This window comes from Achromobacter pulmonis (genome assembly GCF_002885955.2).
GTDB lineage: Bacteria > Pseudomonadota > Gammaproteobacteria > Burkholderiales > Burkholderiaceae_B > Achromobacter > Achromobacter pulmonis_A.
Genome location: NZ_POQS01000054.1, coordinates 1 through 796, shown reverse-complemented (window position 1 = coordinate 796; position 796 = coordinate 1). Strand labels below are relative to the sequence as shown.

Below are 796 nucleotides of genomic sequence, written 5' to 3'. Positions count from 1 at the left end.
GCCGGCCAGTCGGCCGCGGCCGCGTCGGGAACGATGCGTATGCCGTTGCGGGTCTGTACCGGTTGCGGCGAATCCGCGTACGACGCGGCTCTGGAACGGTAGGTGCGCGACCAGGCGTCGGCCACCAGCGCAAGCGAGACTTCGTCCATGCCGGGCGCAAGCGCCACGCCGATCCGTTCGCGGTTCCAGAACGCCAGCGAGTTGCCCAACACCGTCGTGACGAAGGGCCGGGTCAGCGCATAGTTGCGGCTGGCGTGGCGAGCGTCCCAGGCGGGCAGGCCGAGGTCGCCGGCCACGGCCTCGGCCTTTTGCCGCCCGGCGATGGCCTCGATCAGCATGAGCATCATGGGCATGGAGGCGGAGATTCCGGTGCTGGTCGCCACGCCCCGGTCCGTCACGACGCGCCGGTCCGCGACGTAGGAGATCGACGGATGCGCGCGCAGCAGGTCGTTCAGGTAGTACCAATGGGTGGTGCCGCGCTTGCCGTCGAGCAGGCCGGCGGCGGCAACGACCTTGGCCCCGGCGCACACGCCGAGTATGGTCGCGCCCTTGCGGGACTGTGCAAGCAGCCAGGCCAGGATGGCGGGATCGTCGTCGCGGCTCATGGCGGGCACGATGACGTAGTCGGCCCCGGCCGGATGGCGCGCGTCGAAACTGGCGAGCGTGGCGTCGGGCTGTACCGCGAGCGCGGGATACAGCTTTACCGGACCGGCCGCGCTCGCCAGCATTTCCACGTCGGCGATGTCGGCGCGGCGCAGTATGCCGGCGGGCATCAGATAGTCGGTGGTCTCGGTGG

The 796-nt window shown here is 70.5% G+C and carries 1 protein-coding gene; it reads right to left on the bottom strand.

Going from position 1 to position 796, the window contains the following annotated elements:
• A partial coding sequence (locus C1I89_RS33770; RefSeq protein ID WP_181391122.1) for a DJ-1/PfpI family protein occupies positions 1 to 796 on the bottom strand: 796 nt, incomplete at both ends.